General features: G+C 42.9%; 22 protein-coding genes and 1 pseudogene. 8 read left to right on the plus strand and 15 right to left on the minus strand.

The features are described 5' to 3' along the window. Nucleotides 1-360, plus strand: a pseudogene (locus tag QUA02_RS08880) (transposase); the annotation flags it as partial. Nucleotides 361-434: 74 nt separating this feature from the next. Here QUA02_RS08880 and QUA02_RS08885 read toward each other — a convergent pair. From QUA02_RS08885 to petC, 12 genes are all read right to left on the minus strand, one after another. Continuing rightward, a complete protein-coding gene (locus tag QUA02_RS08885; protein WP_333026854.1) occupies nt 435-833 on the minus strand; it encodes a bestrophin family protein in 399 nt (132 codons plus the stop codon). 185 nt (nt 834-1,018) lie between these two features. Beyond that, a complete protein-coding gene (locus QUA02_RS08890; protein ID WP_333026780.1) occupies nt 1,019-1,546 on the minus strand; it encodes a bestrophin family protein in 528 nt (175 codons plus the stop codon). A 57-nt stretch (nt 1,547-1,603) separates the two neighbouring features. After that, nucleotides 1,604-2,320, minus strand: a complete 717-nt coding sequence (locus tag QUA02_RS08895; protein ID WP_333026782.1) for an SDR family NAD(P)-dependent oxidoreductase — start codon at nt 2,318-2,320, stop codon at nt 1,604-1,606. After that, complete coding sequence (gene pyrF / locus QUA02_RS08900) at nt 2,320-3,264, minus strand: orotidine-5'-phosphate decarboxylase (protein WP_333026783.1); 945 nt, start codon at nt 3,262-3,264, stop codon at nt 2,320-2,322. The genes QUA02_RS08895 and pyrF overlap by 1 nt, the downstream gene beginning before the upstream one ends. A 46-nt stretch (nt 3,265-3,310) precedes the next feature. Further along, entirely contained in the window at nt 3,311-3,850 is a 540-nt protein-coding gene (locus QUA02_RS08905) for a GTP cyclohydrolase II (RefSeq protein WP_333026855.1), read from the minus strand. A gap of 144 nt (nt 3,851-3,994) precedes the next feature. Beyond that, nucleotides 3,995-4,549: an SLOG cluster 4 domain-containing protein gene (locus QUA02_RS08910; RefSeq protein ID WP_333026784.1), complete on the minus strand. Its 555-nt coding sequence runs from the start codon at nt 4,547-4,549 to the stop codon at nt 3,995-3,997. A gap of 328 nt (nt 4,550-4,877) precedes the next feature. Then, entirely contained in the window at nt 4,878-5,324 is a 447-nt protein-coding gene (locus QUA02_RS08915) for a tellurite resistance TerB family protein (protein WP_333026786.1), read from the minus strand. Nucleotides 5,325-5,656: 332 nt separating this feature from the next. Then, nucleotides 5,657-6,709 (minus strand): NAD(P)/FAD-dependent oxidoreductase, encoded by a 1,053-nt coding sequence (locus QUA02_RS08920; RefSeq protein WP_333026788.1) that lies wholly within the window; start codon nt 6,707-6,709, stop codon nt 5,657-5,659. Between the two features lie 324 nt (nt 6,710-7,033). After that, a complete protein-coding gene (gene psbQ / locus QUA02_RS08925; RefSeq protein WP_333026790.1) occupies nt 7,034-7,477 on the minus strand; it encodes a photosystem II protein PsbQ in 444 nt (147 codons plus the stop codon). Nucleotides 7,478-7,588: 111 nt separating this feature from the next. Continuing rightward, nucleotides 7,589-8,440 (minus strand): alpha/beta fold hydrolase, encoded by an 852-nt coding sequence (locus tag QUA02_RS08930; protein WP_333026791.1) that lies wholly within the window; start codon nt 8,438-8,440, stop codon nt 7,589-7,591. A gap of 109 nt (nt 8,441-8,549) precedes the next feature. Further along, nucleotides 8,550-9,539 carry a cytochrome f gene (petA, locus tag QUA02_RS08935; RefSeq protein WP_333026792.1) on the minus strand — a complete coding sequence of 330 codons (990 nt, stop codon included), beginning with the start codon at nt 9,537-9,539 and terminating at the stop codon, nt 8,550-8,552. Nucleotides 9,540-9,710: 171 nt separating this feature from the next. Beyond that, complete coding sequence (gene petC, locus QUA02_RS08940) at nt 9,711-10,253, minus strand: cytochrome b6-f complex iron-sulfur subunit (protein ID WP_333026794.1); 543 nt, start codon at nt 10,251-10,253, stop codon at nt 9,711-9,713. A gap of 216 nt (nt 10,254-10,469) precedes the next feature. Here petC and QUA02_RS08945 point away from each other — a divergent pair, with 216 nt between their 5' ends. The 4 genes from QUA02_RS08945 to QUA02_RS08960 are packed head-to-tail and all read left to right on the plus strand — an operon-like array spanning nt 10,470 to nt 11,481. Further along, nucleotides 10,470-10,787, plus strand: a complete 318-nt coding sequence (locus QUA02_RS08945; RefSeq protein ID WP_333026796.1) for a DUF3067 family protein — start codon at nt 10,470-10,472, stop codon at nt 10,785-10,787. Next, entirely contained in the window at nt 10,784-10,960 is a 177-nt protein-coding gene (locus tag QUA02_RS08950) for a hypothetical protein (RefSeq protein ID WP_333026798.1), read from the plus strand. The genes QUA02_RS08945 and QUA02_RS08950 overlap by 4 nt, the downstream gene beginning before the upstream one ends. Nucleotides 10,961-10,977: 17 nt before the next feature. Next, a complete protein-coding gene (locus tag QUA02_RS08955) occupies nt 10,978-11,160 on the plus strand; it encodes a hypothetical protein (protein ID WP_333026799.1) in 183 nt (60 codons plus the stop codon). Nucleotides 11,161-11,172: 12 nt separating this feature from the next. After that, nucleotides 11,173-11,481, plus strand: coding sequence for a carbon dioxide-concentrating mechanism protein CcmK (locus QUA02_RS08960; RefSeq protein ID WP_106149684.1), 309 nt, complete (start codon nt 11,173-11,175; stop codon nt 11,479-11,481). A 215-nt stretch (nt 11,482-11,696) separates the two neighbouring features. Here QUA02_RS08960 and tatC read toward each other — a convergent pair whose 3' ends face one another. From tatC to QUA02_RS08975, 3 genes are all read right to left on the minus strand, one after another. Further along, a complete protein-coding gene (gene tatC / locus QUA02_RS08965) occupies nt 11,697-12,527 on the minus strand; it encodes a twin-arginine translocase subunit TatC (RefSeq protein ID WP_333026801.1) in 831 nt (276 codons plus the stop codon). 192 nt (nt 12,528-12,719) lie between these two features. After that, nucleotides 12,720-13,664, minus strand: a complete 945-nt coding sequence (locus QUA02_RS08970; RefSeq protein ID WP_333026802.1) for an NAD(P)-dependent alcohol dehydrogenase — start codon at nt 13,662-13,664, stop codon at nt 12,720-12,722. A 174-nt stretch (nt 13,665-13,838) separates the two neighbouring features. Then, nucleotides 13,839-14,777, minus strand: a complete 939-nt coding sequence (locus QUA02_RS08975; protein WP_333026803.1) for an EAL domain-containing protein — start codon at nt 14,775-14,777, stop codon at nt 13,839-13,841. Between QUA02_RS08975 and QUA02_RS08980 the strand changes: the two genes are divergently transcribed. From QUA02_RS08980 to QUA02_RS08990, 3 genes are all read left to right on the plus strand, one after another. Continuing rightward, nucleotides 14,761-16,140: an ATP-binding protein gene (locus QUA02_RS08980; protein ID WP_333026804.1), complete on the plus strand. Its 1,380-nt coding sequence runs from the start codon at nt 14,761-14,763 to the stop codon at nt 16,138-16,140. The two genes, QUA02_RS08975 and QUA02_RS08980, sit on opposite strands and share 17 nt — an antisense overlap. A 315-nt stretch (nt 16,141-16,455) precedes the next feature. Continuing rightward, nucleotides 16,456-17,214 carry an SDR family NAD(P)-dependent oxidoreductase gene (locus QUA02_RS08985; protein WP_333026806.1) on the plus strand — a complete coding sequence of 253 codons (759 nt, stop codon included), beginning with the start codon at nt 16,456-16,458 and terminating at the stop codon, nt 17,212-17,214. Nucleotides 17,215-17,397: 183 nt separating this feature from the next. Further along, entirely contained in the window at nt 17,398-18,495 is a 1,098-nt protein-coding gene (locus QUA02_RS08990) for a DJ-1/PfpI/YhbO family deglycase/protease (protein WP_333026807.1), read from the plus strand. Nucleotides 18,496-18,537: the final 42 nt, after the last annotated feature.

Here is an 18,537-nt window from a genome sequence, read left to right on the forward strand (position 1 = left end):
AGAAAGAGGAATTAGAATCAGTGGCCCCCCGTTAGGAAGGCCACCAGCAAATGTTAGTAAGGAAACAAAGAAACAAGCATTAGAAGATGAAAGAGTTAGAAATGCAATTGAGGGCAAATTTGGGACTTGCGAAAAAGAAGATTTAGCCTGAATCGGGTGATGACAAAACTTGATAATACTTCGGAAACAGCCATTGCTATTACTTTTTTAGTCATGAACCTTTCTACCTGGTTAAGACAGGTTTTTTGTGTGTTTTTATGTCACAAACCGAAAATCACACCTATTTACGGTTCAATGATTATTAAAAGCTATAACTCGGTAAGTTATAGTCAACAAAAAGTTATGTTTCGCCGAGCTTGAATTGCCCATCAAGTGCGATGTCTGCGGTTAGCTACGCGATCGCGATTTTTTCTAACTTATTCAGCAAGCCCTAATTAAGAAGCTTTGGGGCTTTTAGGAGATAATTTCATCACACCTTCAACTTCATTAAGAATGACATCACAAAGATTATCCAGAGGAATATCATTATAATCTCTGCCAAAAGGGTTTTCTATTTCCAAAGCAATCTCTTCAATCCCAAATAAAGTAAAGGCAATTATCGCAATAATCGGACTTGTCAACCAGCCAAAATCTCCAACTAGACGCATTGGTAAGGTGAAGCAATAAATCAGAGTTAGTTGCCTTAAATGGATAGTGTAAGCCCTGGGCTGTGGTGTCATCAGAATACAGATACAAAGACCAAATTTATCAAGCACTGAATTCAATAATTGCTGTAAACTTTGAAAATCGTGAATATTCAGGCGATTCTGGTTACATTGCTCGTAAGGATTCAGGTATCTGAAACGTAGTCACAGAAGGACTTGTAGAATTAAAGCCTTCGCTAAATCAACAGTTTCATTCTCAATAGGTACGGAAATAAAAGCTTTCATGGTTTCTTAATAAGAATGGATATTTGATGATTATTCAATCAAATGGTTACACCGTATAGGTTTTACTGTTTTTCACATGACCTGAATCCTTACCATTGCTCCTTTAGGTAATCTTGAATCCAAAGTGCAATTTCAAGGGCTGGGTTGCTCACTAATGTAATCTTTTCCAGTCGAGATTTAATCAGAAGGTTTTCTAACTCCTCATTAATAGGTTCTCGACGTAGATACTGCTTAGTCGCTACTGCAAAAGCTGCTATAGAGTACATTGCAGCAACTTTATTCACTCGATCTTGAGGTTCTTTTTCTTCAACGTTGACCCAAATCTGCCTTGCTAAATGGCTACATATCCCAATTATGGCACCCCATGCTTGCCGACCCAGCCAAAAGCGTTCATAACCAGTATTGGTGCGAAAAACCAATAGCAGACCCAAAAGAATACTGGGAATAAGGATTTCTAACTTTGGAAAAAATAGCGGCACTCCTTGTGTATATAAAACTGTAATTATCAGTCCAAAAATACCCACAAGAATGACCCGAGGTAAGACAACCGGAATAACAGATCCGCGTAGGGTAAACGCAAGATGCAGCCACGATCCTTTAAATAGTTGATTCATCATGTTATTTTAATCCAATTTCAGAATGTTGTCAAATAAATTCTTACTAAATCTTCCTCTTTAAGTATATTGACCTCCATTTATATTTAAAATAGAACCTGTCAAGTAATCAGGGGCATCAAGGGCAAGATAGGTGACAAAATTTATAATTTCATTCACGCTTCCTTTTCGCTTAATATGTGTACTTTCTACAGCTTGTAACTGTCTATCTAAAGAAACTTTTTCAGCTATTTCAGATTCAAAGATTCCTGGGTTAACACCTATAATAACTGAATTTTGAGAAGCTAATGACTTAGATAAACTTAAAACTAAACCATTAAGTCCAGCCTTAGAAATTCCATATCCCACATCTCGACTACCAACATTAGCTGCCGCAGAACCAACTACTACGATCCGTGTTGATAGATTTTGGTTCAAACATTTCTTCACTAAAGAGATAATAAAATGAGAAATACCTAGCAAATTAACCTGGACACTTTCATACAAACTATCCTCTTCCAAAAATGGAGACTTAAATGTTTCCACACCAAATTTACCAATACAACTTATGAGAATAATTTTATCATATTCGTGAATAGGAATTCGATCTACAGTTGATTGAATTTGATGCTTGTTGCGAACATCACAGGAAATATAATATTTGATCTGCTGCTTGAGACGAGTTACTTCTGGCATATCTGTCCCCAGAATGTCAACATTCGACATTCTATTTTGACAAGATATCCCAGAGCCTAGCACTCCCTCTACACCTAATATAATCAGTAAATCACCGCTCATTAGCTGTCTCTCTTTTTCAAGGTTTGAATGAAATTAATAGCTCTTTCTCGAACTGCTGATTGATAATCTGGTAAAGACATATCCCGATTTGGAAAGTATGTAATACCTCTAGAAATAGGAATAATTACACCTCTACCATCATGTCCTAAACTATCAAAAATACTTTCAATATTTCCTCCTTGACTCCCTACTCCAGGAGCTAGAAAAATCGCATTAGGCATTATTTCTCTTAGTCGTTTTGCTTCATGAGGATATGTAGCACCCACAACAGCACCTATACAACTGTAACCGTATTTTCCAATGCTATCTTTACCTAATTGATTAACCAGTTCTGCCAATTGATGAAATATTTTTTTTCCATTTACTGAGATATCTTGAATCATACTTGAGCCAGGATTAGAAGTTTTAACTAGAATGAATAAACCTTTACCACATTTAGTAGCAACTTCTACAAAAGGCATCAGACTATCTTCTCCTAGAAAGGGGTTAATTGTGATACAATCAACCACTAAATCTGAATCGATCACTATTCCGTTTTTAAGTCTTATTTGTCCATCTAAATAAGCCTTAGCATAAGCAAGTGAAGTTGAATCAATATCTCCTCTTTTTGCATCTAAAATTACTAGAAGATTGTGGGTTTTAGCGTACTTGATAGATTCAACTAGAGCATTTATGCCACTACTTCCAAACTGCTCAAAATACGCAGATTGAAACTTGACTGCTGGAATTAAATCCGATAAACTGTCAATGATGACTTGTGAAAAGCTAGTTAAGGATCTTGTAATTTCCTGATAGTTATTGCTTGTTGGAAGTAGAAACTCTGGCATCAAATCAAAATTCGGATCGATGCCAACTACCAAGTCACTCTTTTGGATTTGCTGTTCAATAAGTCGATCGCTAAAGTGCATATCTTCAGAAATCCCCGAATTTAAAATGTTCTTCATTATTTATACCATGAGCAAGGTGCTTTTTTTTTTAAAATTAGATAAATTAAAAAAATTCGTCATTTATTTTATGCCCAAATTGTTGTTTTTTAGAAATTAGATAAGACTGCCATTCTTTCCTGGAATTAACTAGAGGAACTTTTAGATTTACGGCAATCCCATGACTGATTAAAAAATTTTCTTTTTCAAGATTATTGGTGATCAGATTCACGGATTTTATGTTTAAATCTCTGAGGATAGCTATAGCAGAAGAATAATCTCTTAAATCAGGCTGAATACCTAAACTGACAAATGCCTCAAAAGATGTACATTTGGTTTTTTCCATTAAGGAATAGGTTTTCAACTTATTTGTCCACCCAGCACCTCTACCTTCATGATCGAAATGGTAAATTATCAAGCCATCTTGTTCTTGAGAAATCATCTCCATCGCTCTAAGTAGTTGCCAGTTGCAGTCACATCTTTGACAACCAAAAATATCGCTTGTATAGCAAGCAGAATTTAGTCGTAATAAAACAGGTTTACCGGGATTTTGAATATTTCCTCGATAAATAATTGCGTATTCTTTGTTGATTTGATTGTGTGGTATTGTATTGTATAACCTCCCATTTTTAGGTTCTTAATACCACTTTCAATAGTTAGTGAAACTTCCAAAACTTTATTAACTATTTTGTATTCTGAAGTCATTTTCAATCTCACAAGATTAACTTACTTTTATTTGAAAGCAAAACAGCTATTGCAGTTTTTGAGAAATTATATCAATTAATTTCAATGGATCTTTTTCAAAGAAAACTTGGCTCTTTGTTTCTTTTTTGAAAGAGTCGAGCAGTAATTGAACATGATCTGTAACTCCTCCAGTATCGCTGAGAATACCAATAATTTTATTCATGTCATAAGCATTTGATAACTCATTTAATGTTCCCCACCTCCCACTAATAAAAATAGCTGCATCACAGGCTGCTACAGATTCAACATTCCTATATTTGCGACAAACTTCCACATTATCTTTGTATTTGTAATGTTCCGGTATCAAAATAATGCTATCATATAATTCGGGAGAGGTTCCCATCACCGACCTGTGTTTTTCTTGATTATAGGTAGCTGAAAATCCAATTGAGTATCCACCTAAACTTTTAGCTCCTAAAACAGCGTAAAGGGGAAGACCAGTACAAGCTCCTGTCACAATGCTGTTACCAGTTCTGGCAATTTGTTCTCCAAGTTTTATGGACTTTTGATTAAGAGAATCTTGGCTATCTACAGCCGAACCGAAAACACCAATCTTTTTCATTTTATCGCCACTTATCTAAATAACCGGGCTAGTGCAGTTGATAGGAAACTATGAACTGGAAAAAGATTTACACTAATATTGTATGTGAAGATCCAATAAAAATTAGTGAAAATGAAAAAGCAATTTTATGAATCTCTGTAAATTAAACACTATGATAATGATTCCAATCCAGATAAATTCATATACTATAGCAATCCTAAATGATTTGAAAAATAGTACGCGAGCAAGATGCTCGCACTACAAGGATTCTGATCTCGATCGATTTTGCGACTGATTTAGGACTGCTATATTGCTAGTCCATTCGCCTAATTTCATCAATGACACTTAGTTAAACAACCCCATCAGGGAAAAGAAGACTGATTTTATTGTCAAAAAGTGCTTTCTCTTCTTGGTAAAACTTTTCCAGTTGTGCAACAATGTCTTCACCAACTCCTAGCTTAGGTGCGATGTTACGAATGGCAGATTTTTCTCCTTCATTGTAAGCACCATCGGCATCACTAGCTTGAATAGCACAATAAATCAAGTTTCTCCTCGATTTATTGCTGATGGGATTGCTTTGAAGTACGGATTCCACATCCTCATCTCCACTGTATGTCTCCAGTTCAGCGAGTAATGCTTCTGATGCACCTTTCGCCGCTGTCAAACCAATCACCCAATCTCTCTCCTGTTGGGATAAAACGTTGTCGCCTTTTGCTGCAATAAGCAACGCTCTGGCGAAAGTTCCAATCGCTTCATCAGGTAGCTGTTGGTTAGAACCTTGTAGATGCTTGTACACCCACGCACCTGCTAATTTCGTGAATCTCTCACAGTCATCTGCCTTTTTACCTAAAATTTGCTCCGAATATAATATTCTTAATAACGATATTATAAACTAAGCTAATGACTCGTATCGCGATCACCCGGAGTATATTACCATAAAATAGCTTTTTACAATTTAATTATATTAAAATTTGTTAAGTAGCTCCACCTAATTAAATCTCTTGAGATGTAACCATTCATCCTCAATACGGTTCATTTGCGGACTATAATATGGCAAAAAAAATATGAGCCAGCCTTGCTGTTGCCATTGTTTCCACTGCTGTTGCGTTAGTTTTAAGCGGAGCTTAATTATTGCAAAATCATTTCTCGAATTGTGCGTGCTGTGGCGGGGGCGAGCAACACGCCGTTGCGATAGTGGCCGCTGGCTATGAGAATATTACCAGCACCGGAAAGCCGATCGATAATTGGTGCCGGTCGTTTTTCCGGCCGCGGGCGCAATCCCGACCATTTCCTAATAATGGTAGCTTCTGCTAAAGCCGGACAAAGTGCGATCGCCCTTGCCATCACTTGCCCCAACATATCAGCATTTGCCTGAATTTCCCCGCCATTTTCTGAAAACTCCACCGTCGCCCCCACCCAATATTCCTGATTTTCCAAAGGCACAATGTGAACGTCATCGCAAGTAATTACCGGCCTAAAATCTGGGTTTCCTAAAGGATTGGCCGATCGCAAATGCAGCGCTTGTCCCAACACCGGGCGAATGTCAACAAATTGATTCAACGATGCACTCAAAGCAGCAGAACCCAAACCAGCCGCCACAATTAGTCGATCGAACTCCAAGCTAGCAGCAATCGCCGCTGCTTCAACTGCCACCCCAAACTTAAAAATTGCCCCATTGCGTTCAGCAGCATCAACCAAAGCCAAAGTTAGCGCCGTCGGATCGACTTGGCGGTCTTGAGGCGAATAAATCGCAGCAATAATCTTATCATTTAAATAGAGATGAGGGCAGCGATCGCGCACACGTTCCACATCCCAAAGTTCCAATTGCCAACCTTGAGATCGGCGAGTTGCTATCAATTTTTCCCACTTACTTAAATCCTCTCCCTCCGAACAAAGCATTAAAATTCCCTGTTTGTTAAAAGGAATTTTCCGCCCCGTAACTGCTTCCAATTCAGGAATCAAAGTTTCGTAGCGCTGAAGGCTAGTTTCTCTCAACTGCCAATTTCTGCCCTTAGTTTTGTGGCTGATAACTCCCATCAAAACACCGAGGGCAGCACCTGTAGAACCTTGTGCCGGCGGCTGTTTGTCGAACACAGTAACTTTCAGTTCGGGAAATTGACTTAGTTCAAAGGCGATCGACGCCCCAATAATACCGCAACCAATAATTGCAACACGAATCATTAAATTTGAGATTTGAGATTTGAGATTTGAGATTAACTGCTTCCTAGGTTCTGCCTGGTAACGAGTAGGAGCACTCAAACCCTATGTTTCTCTCGTTTGTCTCGAAGTCTCGATCCCCCTAAATCCCCCTTAAGAAGGGGGACTTTGAGAATGCTCTTTTCCCGCGCCTTAAGAAGGAGGACTCTGAGAATACTATTGTTCTTGTCCCCCCTTATTAAGGGGGGCTAGGGGGATCGAGACTCGACTACAAGCGACATTTATTATGGGTTTTAGCTCGGTTTTTGACACCACTCCATTGCCCGTTTACGCCACGCCCTAAAGCTATTAAGCTTTAGGAATTAGCTGCAAGAAAGTATCGAAATCATTGACAGCTTTTTGATAGCTGGCCGTGACTTTCGCATAGTCAACCGCTTTAGCAGCGTTGTCAATCTCTACCAAATCAGCAAACAAACTTTTAGTCAAATCAACAGCTTGTTCTTGAGATTTCGGCAACAAACTGCCAGACACGGTTCTCATGGCGCTGCGCAATTCGCCGAGAGGCCCGTGAATGTAAGTTCTGGTATCAACCCAATTTCGCTTTTGAATTAGGGTTCCCAATTTGTCCATGCGCGATCGGAACTCTGTCAGGGTAGGAACATAGCGCTGAATTTGCTGGATCTGGGCTGCTGTGTAAGTTGTTGGAACTTTTGCTTCCACACTGCTGCAACTAACCAGAAATGCCATCAAAAACGCCATCATCAAGGCAAAAATTGAACGGGGACGAGTCATATGGATTTTAGATTTTAGATTTTAGATTTCTGGTTCTCAGGCTTTGCCTGGGAATGCAGATCCGCGAGGATGTGCTTCGCTGACCCAGCACCGAGAGTTATGTACAAAATATTATTTTACCTCCTGGCGGCGCAGAAAAGTTATCAGAGCATCGCCAACTTTTTCCGACCAATGTTCTTGAGGATAATGCCCTGCTTGTTCCAGTGTGACTAACTCTGCATTTTGCAGGGAACCAACTAGCTTTTGAGCTGGTTCAACACTCAGCCAAGGGTCTGTCAAACCCCACACAAATAAAGTTGGTCGAGTCCATGCTTTCAAGCCGGATTCAATTTCTGCCATTGACTGCGGCAATTGAATATTGCGAACAGTATTCATTAGCGATCGACCTGCATCCGAACTCTTCAAAAACGGGCGGCGGTAAACATCTAAATCCTTGTCTGATATCGTCTTGCGGCTGCCGCCTTCGAGGGTTCTGTCAACCAAAAGCGGGTCTTGCGTTATCATGTCGCCAATGAAAGGCAGTCCAAATTGCTGCATTTTCCAGGGCAATTTTATATCTACTGAAACGGGTGTATTTATGACGGCTAAACGCTCAATTTTATCGGGATTTCGCAAAGCGTATTGAATGCCGGCCGAAGCTAAAAATCCTTGGACAACGAGGTGAAATTTGTCTATTTCTAGAGCTTGAATAAAGCCGGCGATGGCCTCAACAAAAGCATCGGGAGTGTAGGCAAAGTCGCGCTTGTCCGGTTTTGCCGATCGCCCGTAACCCACCCAATCTGGGGCTATCGATCTAAATCCCTTTGCCGCCAAATCCGGCATAATAGCAGTCCAGGTAAAACTTTGGGACGGCAAACCGTGCAGCAGCAGCACCGGCGGTTTGTCAGATTCGTTAACCGGATTAGTTTCGCGATAAAACCATTGCAGCGGCCCTACCTCAATTACTTTCTCATCAATTGACATTATTTTATCTGTTATTTATCAAACAATAAGGTGCGCGGTGCGCACCCTACTTACAATCTCATCAGTAGGGTGCACGAGCACCTTACTTAAAATCGAGTTACAGCCGCGCTTAGAAATTCATTTCAGCAGCTTGAACTTTTTCGACCTGTTTCTTCTTGAGAACCAGCATAATTTGAGCCAACATGGTCAAAGCCACGAAAGCGATCAATCCTTGAATGCGAGTAGCACTTTGCAGCACAATTTCTACGTCTTTTTGACCGAAGCCGCCCACATTAGGATTGCTTGTCAAAAGTTCGCCGGCTGCAACTGTTTGTCCTTCCGAAACAATCAATTCTGGGCCGGCTGGAATCGTATCAACAACCGCTGCACCTTCTGCCGGTTGAATTGTCACTTCATAACCGCCATCTTCAGGTGTGGCAATCTTAGAAATGCTGCCAGCTACCGAAGCATTATAAACAGTATTGTTGCTCTTGGCGCCGGTAGGATAAACCTGACCGCGACCGCGGTTGCCGCCGACATAAATTAGGTATTTGCCGTAGTGAACGGACTTGTCAGTTTCTGGATTCGGAGACAAAACTGGGAATACCAATTCTTTGTACTGTTCTCCCGGCAGTGGGCCCACTAAAACAATATTTTCTTGGGTTTCGCTGTAAGGTTGGAAGTAAAGATCGCCGACTTTTTCCTTCATTTCTTCAGGAATTCTGTCAGCGGGAGCAATCTTGAAACCTTCGGGCAACATCACAACTGCGCCCACATTCAAGCCGCCTTTGCTGCCGTCGCCGACAACTTGTTGCACGCTAGTATCGTAGGGAATTTTGACAACAGCTTCAAAAACTGTGTCAGGCAAAACAGATTGCGGTACTTCAACTTCAGTCGGTTTTGCACCGAGGTGACAGTTAGCGCAAACAATGCGGCCTGTTGCTTCGCGGGGAGTAGCGGGTGCTGTTTGCTGGGCCCAGAAAGGGTAAGCAAATGCTGCTTGGGGAAGTGCGATGTCGCTGGTGAGGAAAAATCCTGCGGCTGCGATCGCAATTAAGGCAGTTTTCGCGATCGTCCTGGCACTGCGGCGAAATATCGCAGATAAGTTAGTTTGTGGCATCAGAGTATTCAATCTCAAAGGTCAGACAATTTAGTCATTGGTCATTGGTCATTGGTCATTGGTCATTGGTCATTGGTCATTGGTCATTAGTTGCTAGTTGTGCGCGGTGAAAGATTCCCAACTCCGACGTTGTTATCTACTAACTACTGACTGCTGACTAATGACTAATAACTATGACCACCAAGGTGCTTCGCCGGTGCGGAAATCTGTTTCTTTCCAAGGGGTAAAAGCGATCTTGTCATCTGCAACAGTGGCGTGGGCTAGGGCCAAAGACAAAGGCGCGGGGCCGCGCACCACTTTGCCCTCATTGTTGTATTGAGAACCGTGGCAAGGACAGATAAACTTGTTTTCGCTAACATTCCAAGGGACGACGCAGCCCAAGTGAGTGCAGACTGCATTGATGCCGTAGTCGGCCAGAGATAAGTCTTCTTTCACCACAAGATAAGTGGGGTCGCCTTTGAGACCTTGGGCTAGAGTACGATCGCCCGCAGGGTGCGAAGTCAAATATTCGCTAACGATGATGTCGTTACCCAAAGCATCTTTAGCTGTCACTCCGCCGCCAACTGCCCCACTCGACGGAGGAACAAAATACTGCACAACGGGATAGAGTGCGCCCAGTGCAACACCTGTGACTGTACCGAACGTCAGCAAATTCATAAATTGGCGACGCCCCATATCGGGGACATCGGGATTTCCAGCAGAAGTTTGAGCCATGACCTGCCTTTACGGTTTTAAGTTACGTTTGTTTGCTAGCTGTAGCTGTGAATCTGTACGTGCAGAGGAAGGAGGATAATTGCCGTTAATCTGCTAGCACAAATTTGAAGCCGCGAAAATTCCTTTTAAGAATGCGCCTTCCAGCCTTTATTAGAGTATTATTACATTTTTTGAACTTTGTCTTTTATTGTTTAATGGATTAACTCAGGAGCAACCATGACGGGCAAGGATTTACACCAGCTACTCCTAGAAAAATGGGGAAAGTCTTACGATATCAGATTGCGGCGGACGCGGGGCAAGATTTTTGTGCAAGTTATGTGGAAATACCTAGAACAGGCGTCTTTTCCGATGACGGAGGCTGATTATTTCGAGCATTTGGATGCGGTGGCCAATTACCTCAACGGCTGGGGCAGCACCCAACAGGTGAGAGAATACATCGTAACTACTCGCGATCGCCCCCGCTTGGGCAAAGCCGTCAGCGTTCCCCTAGATTTGGGTGAAAGAGCCTCGGAGTGGTTGCTTGACGAGTTTTGAACCAGCTATCAGTCAGGAGTCAGGAGTCCGACGGGGCCGATCGCCCATCTTGCGGTTTATCAAGTTTTGTGTCGCCCAGGGCTGCATTTTTTGACCTCAAAGTCCCGAATATCGAGCGGCGATCGGGTGGCCAGACTTGCCGGCGGCGAGAAATTCAACTGCGGCGCATCTAATTTTTAAAGTTATTTTTTTGATTGAAAGTCTTGTCAGGCGGGCTTTGTTGCGCCCCCCAACTGTGGGATTCAAGCGATCGGCAGCACGCGGCACTGTGTTAATTTTGGGCGATCGGGCTTCTAGCTTCCCAAAATCATCGCCACCAATTTCTGTCAACAATTTCACCTACAATGAATTGCAGATATCTTGTGAAATTTAGGAGAATGTTGTAATGGGTGTTGCAGTTGGAATGGTTGAAGTCTTAGGATTTCCCGCTGCCGTAGAAGTTGCAGACTCAATGGTGAAAGCAGCCCGAGTTACTTTAGTTCGCTATGAAAAGATAACCCGCGCTTACTGGACAATTATAGTTCGAGGAGATATCTCTGAAGTCCAAGCAGCCGTTGCTGCTGGAATTGAATCAGTTAAAAAGGTCGATGGCGGAAAGTTGCTATCGTATCACATAATTGCTCGTCCCCACGAGAATCTCGATTACATTTTGCCGATCGGCTACACTCCCGAAGTCGAACAGTTCCGAATGTAGTCAAAGTTTTGACAAAACTTTGGTGTTGAATTTTAACTTTTAGTAATTATAGAGGCGCGGGCGATCGCGTCTCTATATTTTTTACATCATGTCCGCCAGCAACAGGCAAGATGCCTGTTCCACAAAAAGTTAATTTTATTGTGGGGTGGGCATCCTGCCCGCCCATAAAAGGGTTATTGAGAATGGTGCAAGATGTAAGATTTAAGTTAGTTTAATCATCGCCCTAAAAGCTTCACCAAACCAACGCCACCAAAGTAAAGAGCCAGCACCGCACCTCCTAAAAGACTTTGCGTTAAAGGGTCGGTAGAAGGCGTTAAAACCGCTCCCAAAACTGCCGCTCCCAAGACTACATACCGCCAACCGGAGAGCATTTTGTTGGAAGAAACTATGCCCAAAATGCCGAGCAAGACTTGCACGATCGGGATTTGAAAAGCTAAGCCAGTGCTGAACATTAATAATAAAACAAATTCAAAGTATTTGTCGATCGACCACAACTGCTCTACAACATCCGCCCCGTAGGTGACAAAGAAGTTGAGCGCCGCAGGAATCAAAGCTATGTAAGCAAATACTAACCCGCCTAAAAATAAGAAACTAGAACCGAAGAAAACCGGACCGAGCAACCCGCGTTCTTTGCGAGTCAAGCCTGGGAGAACAAATAATGCTATTTGGTAAAAAATAAACGGGCTGGCGATTAGCAAACCGCTGTATCCGGCAACTTTAATCGAGACAAAGAAATACTCTCCGGGAGCTAGTTGCAAAAACTTGACTGGCCCGGCCGGTACTTCTAGCAATTGTACGATCGGCCTCACATATAAAAAACAGCCGACTATAGCGATTACTACTGCAATTAGCGCATAGAAAATTCGCAGTCGCAATTCTTCTAAATGGTCGAACAAAGACATCTCAACTTCGTCGGGGAGTTCGTCGAGAAATTCGTTTTCTAAGTTGCGGGAACCCATGAAACTGTCTGCAATTGGTGCAATGCTGGGTTCGAGGTTGTTGTCGAAATTTTGTTCGGATGTCTCCAAGTCTGATGGGGATGTCATAGGAAATCGGGAATGGGGAATCGGGCATCGGGCATTGGGCATCGGGCCCAAAAGCATTGGCTTGAGTTATTATAACCAACAAATAACAACTAGCCGAAATTAGGAGACGGCGAGTGCCTAAGTCCCTACCCAAAATAAGATTGTAGGGACACGGCACTGCCGTCTCCTCTATCATGTCTGAGTGCTTCTTCCTTATTCAATACTAATCGCAATTTTGCCGACAGCGCGGCAAGTTTCGCTGTAAGCGTGGGCTGCTGCTACTTCTGCTAAGCTGTAAGTGCGATCGACAATCGGCTCTACTTTACCGGATTCTATTAATTCCCGCAAAACCCCTAAATCGCTGGTGTTGGCATTGGCTACAATTAATTTAGCTTTTTTACCCGATACAAACCAGCTCGTTAAAATTGGTGCGAGGTTGTCAAAACTTGGCAAAGTCGAGATATAAACTCCCTCGGGTTGCAGCACTTTTTCGCACTCAGCAAATGTTCTTGTCCCGACAGCATCCAAGATTATATCATATTTATCCGGCTGTTGAGTAAAGTCAACTTCCGCGTAATCCAGGACAAAATCTGCTCCCAAACTCTTGACAAATTCTCTGTTTTTAGCGCTGCAAACTCCTATTACTTCCGCGTTCATTGCTTTTGCGACTTGCACGGCAAAAGTTCCGACTCCGCCGGAAGCGCCGTTAATCAATACTTTGTTTCCTGCTTGAATTTGACCCAAATCCCGGAGTGCTTGCAAAGCTGTTAAACCTGCGATCGGTACTGCTGCTGCTTCTGTATGAGTGATGTTTTTAGGTTTTATTGCCGCATCCGATTCTGCCACGGCAGCGTATTCGGCACAAGCACCCCCATAGATGGGATTTAAGAAAGTATAAACTTCATCTCCGGGTTGAAATTGGGTTACTTCTGGGCCGACTTCCACGACAACTCCCGATATGTCAGAACCGACAATTCGAGGAAAGTTAAATCCTGTCAATAGTTGCAGGTGTCCTTGCCGGATTTTCCAGTCTACGGGATTGACGCTGCTAGCGCAAACTCGCACTAATAATTCATTGGATTTGGCGATCGGCTTGGACACTTCTCGGTATTGTAATACCTCAACGTCGCCGTAGCGATCGAACACAACTGCTTTCATGGCAAATTTTTAGGTTGATTTCCAATAGAACGCTCAATCCTGTACAATTATAGATAGTCCTGGACGCAAAAAACCCGGTTTCTGAGAAAAATCGTGCATCTCTGCGACAGATATTGACGTAGAAACCGGGTTTTTGTCCCCCGTGCGTAAGTCCTGATAGAGATAATTGGACGGCTAGGTATTAAAGTTAATAGGAACGGGACGGCCGATCCCGTAACCCTGAGCATAATCTACTCCAATCTCCCGCAATTTTGCTAAGATAGTCTCGTCTTCGACAAACTCAGCTATAGTTTCAAGATTCATCGCATGGGCAATATTATTAAAGCCTTCAACGAGCGCTTGAGCAATCAAATTCTGACTAATATTCTTGACAAAAGCACCATCAATTTTTAGAAAATCAACTGGTAAATTCATCAGATAAGCAAAGGAACTCAACCCACTGCCAAAATCATCTAAAGCAAAGCGACAGCCAATCTTTTTGAGTTCGCTTATGAAATATCTGGCTTGCTCAAAGTTCGCGATCGCGGCAGTTTCCGTGATTTCAAAACAAATGCTCTCAGGAGGAACTTGGTAGCGAGGAAATTGTTCGATTAAAAATATCATAAATTGATTGTTACTAATGCTAGCGCCAGAAATATTGATCGTATATAAGCCATCAGTAAGAACCTGTTGCCCAGATAAATTATGATAATTAGAGAAAAAAGTTTCGATTACCCAACAATCGATCTTAGTTATCAAGCCATAACGCTCGGCGGCGGGAATAAACTCATTGGGAGCCACTATTTCTCCATTTTCGTCTAGCATTCTTAGCAAAATTTCATAATGCTCTACTGATGGGTTAGAGCTAATAGAGACAATCTTTTGGAAGTAGAGACAAAAATGATTGGTTTCTAAGGCTCGACTGATTTTGGAAATTACCAGTCTCTCACCGCGCTGTCTAGTTAGTTCGCTATCATCTAGGCTGTAAACATGAACGCAGTTGCGCCCTTTGGCTTTTGCCGCATAACAAGCTGCATCAGCGGCTCCCAGAATATACATCAAATCTTTGCTGGTTTGGTCGAAAGAAGCAGCAGAAACAGCAAACCGAGCCAAAAGTATGTTCCTGTCCAACATGAGCCACGAACTCCGTACCCCTCTCAATGCTATTTTGGGATTTACGCAATTGATGAGTTACGATCCTGTTCTGACTCCCGAACTCCAACAGGATCTGGCGATCGTCAATCGTAACGGCGAACATTTATTGGAATTGATTAACGACATTTTAGATTTATCCAAAATAGAGAGCGGACAGATGACACTCTATCTTTCTGACTGCGATCTAAAAAATTTGCTGCGTTCTATTGAACAAATGTTGCAATTTCAAGGCAAATCGAAAGGATTGAAACTAATTGTCGAGCGAGACCCCAATCTTCCCCAATTTGTGCATACCGATGAGAAAAAACTGTATCAAGTCTTAGTCAATCTGCTGGGTAATGCGATTAAGTTTACTAATCAAGGAAGCGTCACCTTACGAGTAAGATCGGAACAGAGCGACCAAACGTCCTGTCGCCTATCTTTTGAAGTTGAGGATACTGGAGTGGGAATTGCTCCAACAGAAGTTGACAGCTTATTTAAGGCGTTCGTGCAAGCTGAAGCTGGGAATAAATTGAATCAAGGTACTGGTCTAGGTCTAGCTATCAGCCAAAGATTTGTCCAACTCATGGGTAGTCAGATTCGGGTTCAAAGCACATTGAATCGGGGCAGCATTTTTTACTTTGAACTTGGGGTAAAGTTACCTCAAGCAGTCTGCCTTGCCTCAGAATTGCCTCAACAAAGAGTGATTGGTATAGCTGCAGGACAACCAACTTACCGCATCCTTGTTGTTGAAGATTTAGAGGAAAATCGCCGCTTATTGGTCAAACTCCTTACCTCAGTCGGTTTTGAGGTGCGCGAAGCAACACAGGGAGTTGAAGCACTCGAAATCTGGGAAAGTTGGTTCCCACATCTGATTTGGATGGATCTGCGAATGCCGATCGTGGATGGCTACACAGCTACCAAACGCATTAGAGAACACCCTCACGGACAAGAGACTGTCATTATTGCTTTAACTGCCAGTGTTTTTGAAGAAGATCGAGAGAAAGTTCTTATGGCTGGTTGTGACGAGTTTATGAGCAAGCCCTTTCAGGAAAGGCTCGTCTTTGACAAACTCGCTCAATACTTGGGAGTACAGTACATCTACACAGTGGTAGGAAAAGAACCCCAAAAACTAGGTGTTTACACTTTATCTCCAGAAGATATAGCCGTGATGTCCTCTGAGTGGTTAGAAGAAATGTATCAAGCTGCTTACTATCTTGATACCGAAGCCATGAACGAGTTGATTAAAGAAATTCCCGCATCTAAACCAACCCTTTCCAGTGCGCTAGTTGATGCTGTCAATAACTTTAACTCTGACCCAATTATGGAGTTAATTCGACCTCTGCTCCCGAATCCCGTTTAGTTATCGAGTTTAAGGACAAAGAATCTATAGTGCTGTAATGAGTGGCTATATCTCGAATAAAGAAACATCAAAAAATAAGGCTTTAATGACGTAAAGCGGGTCGATCTCACTCAGCCAGCGGGCCCATTGCCGAGGGCCTGCGCCCAGTCGGTTGGCCTCCAAGAGTCGATCGCCCGCTGCTACAAGGCTGACTCAATTTCCTGCGTCACATTTAGATGGAATGTGCTGTATCATATAGCAATTCTATTTCGTTTGTGAAGGGGATTTATTTTTTTTATTTACCGCAGAGGGCGCTGAGAAAGAGAAAAGAGAGAAATGATTGATTTAACGGGAAAGGTAATTTTAGTAACTGGTGGCTCGAAAGGGATTGGTGCAGTGACGGTTCGGACTCTGGTTAATGCTGGGGCTGAGGTGATTTTGCATTACTGTCGCAGTCGGAAAGCAGCGGAATCTGTAGCAGCAAGTGTCGCGGGCGATCGCTGTTATTTATTAGCAGCAGATTTGATGCTGGAAAACGCGGGATCGACTTTGTGGCGAGATGCTTTAAAATGGCGCGGTCATATTGATGTTTTAGTTAACAATGCTGGGATTATGCAGTCAGCAGGTATTGAGGACGAGTTCGATATTTGGTCGTCAGCTTGGCAGCAAACTCTACAAGTTAATTTAGTTGCCGTTGCCGACTTGTGCCGGGAAGCAATTTTGCATTTTCAAACTCGCAAGGTCGGTACAATTATTAATATAGCAAGTCGCGCTGCTTTTCGCGGCGATGACCCGAATTATCTGCACTACGCCGCGTCAAAAGGTGCTATTGTTGCTTTAACTCGCAGCATTGCTAGAGGGTTTGCGGCTGAGAATATTTTGGCTTTTACAGTTGCGCCGGGATTTGTCAGTACAGAAATGTCCGATCTGTTTATCCAGGAGTGCGGCGAAGCTGATATTATTCGCGATATCCCGATCGGCAAAATTGCTCCTCCTCAAGATGTCGCCAATGTTATCGCGTTTTTAGCGTCGGGTTTGGCGCCACACGCTACCGGGACAACGATCGACATTAATGGAGCCTCTTACGTGCATTGAGGCGATCGCACAACCTGCACAAAACATCTCATTGTAGGGTGCGCATTGCTCACAGAGAAGCCTACCTCCAAAGACTCACGCTCGCACATTTTGCCACCAACTAATTTATAACTTTAGCCAGACGCGAAAACAGCAACAAATAGATTAAGTTTATATAAAATGCTACCTTAAGGAAAAGTGATTATGACAGCCGATAACAAAGCCCAAACCAAACGAGTTGCCATACTCATCGAAAATGGAGTTGAAGATTCCGAATTTCTAGTTCCTTACAACGCCTTAAAACAAGCAGGATTTGAAGTAGTTGTCCTCGGTTCGCGCACAAACGAAAAGTATGCAGGGAAACAAGGAAAACTTGCCATGCAGGCTGACGGAACTACCACAGAAGCAGTGCCCGCAGAATTTGATGCAGTGATAATTCCCGGCGGTATGGCTCCCGATACAATGCGGACTAATCCCAATACAGTGCGATTTGTACGAGAAGCATTTGAACAAGGAAAAATCGTCGCTGCTGTTTGCCACGGCCCGCAAGTTTTGATTGAAGCAGACTTGCTGAAAGGCAAAAACGCGACTGGTTTCTTGGCAATTAAAACAGACATGATCAATGCCGGAGCTAACTACATCAACGAAGCTTTAGTAGTTGACGGCAACTTGATAACTTCCCGCCAACCGGGAGATTTAGCAATATTTACCACCGCAATTCTGGCTCGCCTCGGTTACGGCGGAAAAGAAGTCGCTTTGCCAGAAGAAACTGACACAAATGCAGAATGGTGGAAATTAGCTAATGGTTGGGGTGGTTCGACACAAGGCGACATTGTTAAAGGTTTGAATACCGCACTCGCAGGGGAACGCTATGCTTGCGAAGCGTTTCAAAATTATGCGGAAAAAACCCAAGACAGCGATTTGCGATCGCTCATTGCAGAAATGATCCAAAATAAACAGCACCACATCCTCGCTCTCGAAAAGCGCCTCAACGATTTCGGCGAAAAACCCTCTATTCCCGCCCAAATTGCCGACAAATACGCTAAATTAAAATCCTCGGTGCAAGGAACCGATGAAACGTTCTTGCTGCGGAGCACTCTCGGCGATTTGCAAACCGGTGTTGTCGATATCAACCACCTGCGGGCGAAGTTCACAGATCCGGTATCAACTGCCATTTTTACAGAGATAGAATCGGATTTGTCTAAGTGCGAGCAAGCAGTTGCTAAAGTCTTCCGCGCCCGTGCAGTTTCGCAGGAAATAAAAGCTCCCAAACCTTCGACTAGCCCCGCTGTAAAGATGTAACTGACAGGCGGATCGATAAGTTTGTAGTTGTGCCCAGGGGTG

Source organism: Microcoleus pseudofavosus SVA1_A4 (genome assembly GCF_036700565.1).
GTDB lineage: Bacteria > Cyanobacteriota > Cyanobacteriia > Cyanobacteriales > Microcoleaceae > Microcoleus.